The sequence below is a fragment of the Inquilinus limosus genome, assembly GCF_051487185.1.
Taxonomy (GTDB): Bacteria; Pseudomonadota; Alphaproteobacteria; order DSM-16000; family Inquilinaceae; genus Inquilinus; species Inquilinus limosus_F.
Map to the genome: position 1 here is coordinate 223211 of NZ_JAHVDK010000009.1, position 6505 is coordinate 229715.

Below are 6505 nucleotides of genomic sequence, written 5' to 3' on the forward strand. Positions count from 1 at the left end.
GTTCATCATCTTCTCTTGAAGAGAATTCTCTCTCGCCTCGCTTCGTATTTCTGTCGGATATCCGTCGATATTCGCCGCGATCGATGTTGATCGGAAGGAACCGCAGCCGATCTCAGGCATTCGAGTGCCGTTCGGTCTCGGAACTTCATTCGATAACGGATGGTCATCTACCGGCGCCGACGATATTCTAGCCAGCCCGTGTTCTGGACCGGTTTTCAATGATGGCCGCCGGGCCGATGGCAAGAACAATGAACGACGCGGCACGCCGGGAATGAAACCTCCGATCGATCCCTTCGCCGCGATCGAGTTCGAAAGCGCCGCCCATCTGACGCTGACGCTGCTCGGCCAGGTGCGGGACGGCCGGATGACCCCGATCGAGTTCGCGATCTGGCTGCGGCAACTGATGATGCACAAGCAGGACCCGCTGTCCGACAACGAGAAGAGCGCCATGGCCTGCACCCTGGCGGTGGCGCTGCTGAGCGAGAATGGGCTCGACCTCACCCCGTCGGAGCTGATGGACGTGCTGGACAATTCCGACCAGGCGAACGCCATCGAACGACTGGTCTAGCGGCCCGCTCCTCAGTGCTTGGCGGCGTGCTCGGGCTTGCCCTTGCGCTTGGTCGAGGCCATGTCGTCGAGCTGCTTCTCGCTCATCGACTTGTACATCGACTTCGCCGGACCCTTGAGGTCGCTGACCTTCTGCTCGCCGCGCTTGGCCGCCAGGGCCGCGCCTGCGGCCTTCTGCTGCGCCTTCGATTTCGCCGGCATGGTCTGCCTCCGCGATTGTCGCTGTCAGTACCGGGAACGGCCGGCCGCGCCGGCCGGTTCCGCTGCTCCCGGCTCGGCGGTTCGATCCGGAACGCCTGACACCTTCGTCCTGTTGCGATCGTATATTCCCGGCCAGACAGGGAGATTTGTCATGAAGGCCGTTCTTGTGCTGTCCACCGCGGCGATCGCGTGTTCGCTCGCGCTCGGGGGGTGCGGCCGCGAAAGCGAGCCGATGCAGATGGCGACGACGGCGCCGGCCCCTCAGATCGATCCGGCCATGTATGTGCAGAGCGCCGGCCAGAGCGGCCTGTTCGAGGTCGAGGCCAGCCAGGTCGCCGAGAGGCGGGCCCGCAGCGCCGAGGTCCGGAGCTTCGCCCGGATGATGATCCGGGATCACACCGACGCGAACGACAAGATCCGCACCGCCGCTATGGCCTCGAACCTGGGGGCCCAGTTCCCGACATCGCTCGACAGCGAGCGCCAGGACGCCCTGGCCGCGCTGCGATCGGTGCCGCGCTCCGAGTTCGACCGCCAGTACATGCAGGGCCAGGTCGAAGGGCATCAGGAGGCGCTGCAGCTGCAGCAGAGCTACGGCGAATCCGGCGGCGATCCCAATCTGAAGGCGGTGGCGATGGAGATGACGCCGACTGTCCAGCGCCATCTCGACGAGGCCCAGACCATCCTCTCCGGCCTGCGCTGAGCGGCGGAGCGCTGCCGCGGCGGCCGGCAAGCCCGGCTTCAGTGGATCAGCCGTTCGATCACCGCGGCCACGCTGCCGGTCTCGACCGGCTTGCGGATGACCGGCGCGTGGAACCGGTCGACCTCCGGGTCGCTGTAGCCGGTCACGAAGGAGAAGGGGATGCTGCGCCGCTGCAGCGCCCGTACCACCGGGAAGACCCGCTGGCCTCGGTCGAGCCGCACATCCAGGACGGCAGCGTCGAGATCATCCGTCTCGGCCAGGCGCAGGCCGTTCTCGAGAGTGCCGGCCGGGCCGAGGACCTCGAAGCCGAGCGAGCGGATGATGGCCTGAAGATGCAGGGCCAGGAACTGGTCGTCCTCGACGACCAGAATGCGCTTGGCGGCGCGTGTGGGCCGCGGGGAAGCCCCGGGCCGGGCCGACAGGTGGATGTCCCGCGACAGCGGTTCGGCCCCTTTGTCGGGGCGCCCCGCCCAGGCCATCGGCCGCGGCCATTGTGCGACCGCCTCCAGCCCAGGACCGTCGAGGATCTGCAGCCATTCGTTCTTCAGGTGGATCAGGCCGGCGCGCTGCAGCTTCATCACCATCCGGTTGGTATGGACCGGGGAGATCCCCAAGGCGTCGGCTAGATCCTGCTGGGTCAGTGGCAGCCGCAGGCCGCGGTCGCTGACCAAGTCCCTGGTCGTGGCCCGTTCGAACAGGCCCAGCAGCAGCGCGGCGAGCCGCTCGTCGGCATCGAGGCATCCGAGCGACAGCAAGGTTTCATGCGCCTGCGCATTCTCCAGCGCCAGGATGACGCAGAACTGGCGGAGGGCGACATCCGACGGGTGGTCGATCAGATCCGTCATGGCGACCGTCGCCACCCGCGTGTCGGTCAGGGCGACGGCCGGGGCGGGCGCCGAGCCGGAGAATTGCGACGAGACGCCCACCAGGTCGCCGGGCATGAGGAAGCGGAGGATGTGCCGCCGGCCGTCGGTCAGCGTGCGGAATTGGGCCAGCCAACCGGATCTGACGAGATGGAGGCAGTCGCGGTCGCCCCAATCGGTTCGGTCTCCCTTCGTCAGGCGGCGTTGCTCGGCGCCGACGAAGCGCTTCTTGATCGCGGGGTCGAGGAGATCATGCGGCGGAAGGGCGCGCAGATGCTCGTCGGTCCGCCGGCCCGGCCGAAGGCTCGCGGGCCGGGACGGACCGGAAACACCAGGAGATGCGGCCATTCGGAATGGCATCGTGCAGCTCCGCTCTGGTCCTGTCGTCCTTTTAGAACGCGTACAAGCCACGCAAGTTCCCTGCCGTCCGGGGCTTCGGAGAGCATCGGCAGGCAAAATAGACACACCGAACCTGGAAAATCTTCAAATGCTATTCCCGGGCCGAATTCATCTCCGGTTGCTGGGGAAAGGAAGTGTCGACTTTCGACGGGTGTCGTCTCGCTCCCGTGTTGTGGGTTCTGTCGCGGTGGGCTAGTGTTGAACACCTGCGGTCGGCTGACTCATGCGGCCCCTTATCCCAGCCTTCGGCTTCGGCGCTGGCGGGTTCGACTTCCAGAGGGGCACCTGATGAACAGCAGCATCCGGGGCAGATCGCCCGCGGCACCACGGCCGACTTCGCCGGCTCCTTTCCCCGAAGAGGGGATTGCGCAGCAGATACTGCAGGCGCTGCCGGCAGCGATCTACACCACCGACGCCGCGGGGCGCATCACCTTCTACAACGAGGCCGCGGCGGAGCTGTGGGGCTGCCGCCCGGAACTGGGGAAGAGCGAGTTCTGCGGCTCCTGGAAGCTCTATCGGCCGGACGGCACGCCGCTGCCACACGACCAGTGCCCGATGGCCCTGGCGCTGAAGCAGCGGCGGGCGATCCGGGGCATGGAGGCGGCGGCCGAACGTCCCGACGGCACGCGTGTGCCGTTCATCCCCTATCCGACGCCGCTGTTCGATGCGTCCGGCCGCCTGATCGGCGCCGTGAACATGCTGGTCGACATCTCCGAGCGGGTCGAGGCCGAGGACCGCGTTTGGGGCGAGCAGGCGGCGCAGCGGCTGGCCGCGATCATCGAATCCTCCGCGGATGCGATCGTGGCGAAGGACCTGAACGGCATCATCACGCACTGGAATCCGGGCGCCGAGCGGCTGTTCAGCTATACCGCCGCTGAGACGATCGGCCGGCCGATCACGATCGTGATCCCGGAGGACCGGCTGGGCGAGGAGACGGAGATCCTAGCCCGCATCCGGCGGGGCGAGCGGGTCGAGCATTTCGAGACCATCCGCCGCCGCAAGGACGGCAGCCTGGTCGAGATCTCGCTGACGATCTCGCCGATCCGGAACCGGAAGGGCCAGATCGTCGGCGCCTCCAAGATCGCCCGCGACATCACCGAGCGGAAACGGGCCCAGGAACGCCAGGTCCTGCTGCTGCGGGAGATGAACCACCGGGTGAAGAACCTGTTCGCCCTTGCCGGTGCCATCATCTCCCTGAGCGCCCGGAACGCCCGGTCGCCGGAGGATCTGGCCGAACAGGTGCGGAACCGGCTCAGCGCCCTGGCCCGCGCCCATGAGCTGACCCTGCCGGACCTGAAGCGGGAGCAGGCGGCGACGCCGACCACGCTGGAGACGTTGCTGCGGACCATCGTCCTGCCCTACGAGGAGCACGGCGACGAGCGCATCACGATCGCGGGGCCGGACGTGACCATCGGCGGTCATGCGGTGACCGGCCTGGCCCTGCTGCTGCATGAGCTGGCGACCAATGCGGCCAAATACGGCGCCTTGTCCACCGCTTCGGGCCAGGTCGCCGTCGACTGGAGGGTCGAGGACGCCATGCTGTCGCTGCGCTGGACGGAACGCGGCGGGCCGCCGATCGCCAGCGCTTCTGGCAATGGCGGGGGCTTCGGCACTTGGCTGATCGACGGCACCGTCGAAGGCCAGCTCCAGGGTCGGATCGTGCGTCACTGGGGCGACGAGGGCCTGACCATCCGGATGGACATGCCGGTGGACCGCCTGACCGGGTGACGCCGCATTCCCGGGGCCGGAACCTCCTCTCCCTGGCGCCCGTTCGCCTGGCAGAAGGGCCATCGCCCGGGAGGCCGCAATGGACGATCTGGAACGGCGCATCCGCGAACGCGCTCACCGCATCTGGCTCGAGGAGGGCTGCCCATCCGGTCGGGAAAAGGTGCATTGGGAGATGGCGCGGGAGCTGATCGCCATCGAGGACAGCCAGCGCGACGCCACCCGGCCCAACCCGGTGGCGACGGAGGGCGAGGAGGCCATCCGCGACGAGCCGGTCGAGCCGATCGAGGCGGTGGAGAATCTGGGCGACCTGCCGGCGCGGGGACGGGCCGACCAGGCGGAGCGCCCGGACTATCCGAAACGGAAGCGCGACCGCTCCGATTGAACCGACGCCCATCCCCCAGAGGACGCCCGCCATGCCGCAGACCACAGCCGCCATCACCCCAGCGGATCGCGAATGGCTCCTGGCCGCGCATGATCCCGCTGTCACCCTCTATGTCGCGACCGATCCGGTGCAGCGCGCCGTAGGCGCCAGCGGCGCCAAGACCCAGCATCTGCGGCAGATGCTGGAGCAGCGGCTGCAGAGCCGGGACCTGGAGCCGGAACGCCGGCAGACGCTGCTGGCTGCCGGCGAGCTGTCCCTGTCCAGCGCCGATTTCGCCGCACTTGACCCCGGCTTCGCGCTGTTCCTGGCGGAAGACAGGGCCCTGACCCTGCCGCTTGGGGAGGCGCCGCCGCAGGATGTGAGCGCGATCGGCCGCCGCTTCCTGCTGCGACCGATCCTCGAGCGGCTGGGCCCGGGCGCGCGTTTCCACATCCTGGCGATGAGCGCGGGCGGGACGCGGCTGCTGGCGGCGACGCGCGAAGCCTGGCGCGACATCACGCCGCCCGACCTGCCGCATTCGCTGAGCGAGGTGGTGGCGGAGACCGAGACCGAGGTCACACGCCAAGCCAATCAGCCCGGGCGCGGCGGCGCCGGCGAGGCGGCCGTATCGACGCGGCACAGCTACGAAAGCCCGGCGGAACTGCACAAGACCCAACTGATCGATTACATCCGCCACTCGGTCAAGGCGGTGCGCCGGCATCTGGCCGGCGATCCAGCCCCCGTCGTCCTGGTGGCCGAGCCGGAGCTGGCCGGCCATGTCCGCAGCGCCGGCTCCTGGCCGGAGTTGCTGAAGGACTTCGTCAGCCGCCATCCGGCGCGGATGCGCGAGGACGAGCTGCACGCCGCCGCCCTGGCCCTGCTGCCGACGGAGGAGGCGAGGGCGGAGCCGGTGCTCGACCGGATCAGCGGCCGGCTCGGCCGGGGCGAGCCGACCGCCTCGCTCAAGCTCGAGGAGATCCTGACCGCCGCCCGCGACGGCCGCGTCGATGCCGTGCTGGTCGCCGAGGAGGAGACGATCTGGGGCCGCTTCGACGAGCCTCGGGGCGCGGTGGCGGCCAGCGGCACGGAGGGCAGCGAGGAAGATCTGCTCAACCTCGCGGCGGTGATGACGCTGGCGACCGGCGGCGTCGCCTTCAGCCTGCCGCGGGCCCGGCTGCCGCGTTCGGTTCCGGCCGCGGCCGCGCTGCGCTACTGAGCTGAGAACCGACCGATGAGAGTGACGGCAGAGGCCGTCGTCCTGACGCTCCTGGCGGTCGTGGTGGTCGCGGCCGCCGCAGCCGGGGGCGTCTATCTCCTCGCCACCACCGGCGACGACGCCCAACTGCCGGAGCAGGCGTCGACCGGGCCGAGCCCGACCCTGCCTCAGCCCCGCACATCCCTGGTCCCGACCGTCAACATCGCCCCGGCGAAGGGCTGGCCCGAGGGCGCCACGCCGATCCCGGCGGCCGGGCTCGCGGTCACCGCCTTCGCCCAGGGGCTCGACCACCCGCGCTGGCTGCTGGTGCTGCCGAATGGTGACGTGCTGGTGGCCGAGAGCAACGCGCCGAAGCGGCCGGAGGAGGGGAAGGGCATCAGGGGCTGGATCTATCGGGCGGCGCAGGCCCGGGCCGGTGCCGGGGTCGACAGCGCCAATCGCATCACCCTGCTGCGCGACACCGACGGCGA

At 69.2% G+C, this 6505-nt stretch carries 7 protein-coding genes and 1 pseudogene; 6 read left to right on the forward strand and 2 right to left on the reverse strand.

Features of this window, described 5'->3' with window-relative positions:
- Positions 1–271 precede the first annotated feature (271 nt).
- On the forward strand, positions 272–568 hold the full coding sequence (locus KXR53_RS12985; RefSeq protein ID WP_437375585.1) for a hypothetical protein: 297 nt from the start codon (positions 272–274) through the stop codon (positions 566–568).
- An 11-nt stretch (positions 569–579) separates the two neighbouring features.
- Here KXR53_RS12985 and KXR53_RS12990 read toward each other — a convergent pair whose 3' ends face one another.
- Entirely contained in the window at positions 580–768 is a 189-nt protein-coding gene (locus tag KXR53_RS12990; protein WP_437375586.1) for a DUF3008 family protein, read from the reverse strand.
- A 151-nt stretch (positions 769–919) separates the two neighbouring features.
- Between KXR53_RS12990 and KXR53_RS12995 the strand changes: the two genes are divergently transcribed.
- Positions 920–1468 carry a DUF4142 domain-containing protein gene (locus KXR53_RS12995; protein WP_437375587.1) on the forward strand — a complete coding sequence of 183 codons (549 nt, stop codon included), beginning with the start codon at positions 920–922 and terminating at the stop codon, positions 1466–1468.
- 38 nt (positions 1469–1506) lie between these two features.
- On the opposite strand, the gene KXR53_RS13000 is transcribed toward KXR53_RS12995, so the two are convergent.
- Positions 1507–2679: a helix-turn-helix domain-containing protein gene (locus KXR53_RS13000; protein ID WP_437375588.1), complete on the reverse strand. Its 1173-nt coding sequence runs from the start codon at positions 2677–2679 to the stop codon at positions 1507–1509.
- Between the two features lie 339 nt (positions 2680–3018).
- Here KXR53_RS13000 and KXR53_RS13005 point away from each other — a divergent pair, with 339 nt between their 5' ends.
- From KXR53_RS13005 to KXR53_RS13020, 4 genes and pseudogenes are all read left to right on the forward strand, one after another.
- Positions 3019–4458 carry a PAS domain S-box protein gene (locus tag KXR53_RS13005; RefSeq protein WP_437375589.1) on the forward strand — a complete coding sequence of 480 codons (1440 nt, stop codon included), beginning with the start codon at positions 3019–3021 and terminating at the stop codon, positions 4456–4458.
- Positions 4459–4537: 79 nt separating this feature from the next.
- On the forward strand, positions 4538–4840 hold the full coding sequence (locus KXR53_RS13010; RefSeq protein WP_437375590.1) for a DUF2934 domain-containing protein: 303 nt from the start codon (positions 4538–4540) through the stop codon (positions 4838–4840).
- A gap of 31 nt (positions 4841–4871) precedes the next feature.
- A complete protein-coding gene (locus KXR53_RS13015; RefSeq protein ID WP_437375591.1) occupies positions 4872–6035 on the forward strand; it encodes a baeRF3 domain-containing protein in 1164 nt (387 codons plus the stop codon).
- A 15-nt stretch (positions 6036–6050) separates the two neighbouring features.
- A pseudogene (locus KXR53_RS13020) lies at positions 6051–6505 on the forward strand (sorbosone dehydrogenase family protein); the annotation flags it as partial.

Bases quoted from the DNA above. Each gene is read 5' to 3' on its own strand.
- KXR53_RS12985 (WP_437375585.1), top strand. From the start codon at position 272: ATGAAACCTCCGATCGATCCCTTCGCCGCGATCGAGTTCGAAAGCGCC.
- KXR53_RS12995 (WP_437375587.1), top strand. From the start codon at position 920: ATGAAGGCCGTTCTTGTGCTGTCCACCGCGGCGATCGCGTGTTCGCTC.
- KXR53_RS12990 (WP_437375586.1), bottom strand. From the start codon at position 768: ATGCCGGCGAAATCGAAGGCGCAGCAGAAGGCCGCAGGCGCGGCCCTG.
- KXR53_RS13005 (WP_437375589.1), top strand. From the start codon at position 3,019: ATGAACAGCAGCATCCGGGGCAGATCGCCCGCGGCACCACGGCCGACT.
- KXR53_RS13010 (WP_437375590.1), top strand. From the start codon at position 4,538: ATGGACGATCTGGAACGGCGCATCCGCGAACGCGCTCACCGCATCTGG.
- KXR53_RS13000 (WP_437375588.1), bottom strand. From the start codon at position 2,679: ATGGCCGCATCTCCTGGTGTTTCCGGTCCGTCCCGGCCCGCGAGCCTT.
- KXR53_RS13015 (WP_437375591.1), top strand. From the start codon at position 4,872: ATGCCGCAGACCACAGCCGCCATCACCCCAGCGGATCGCGAATGGCTC.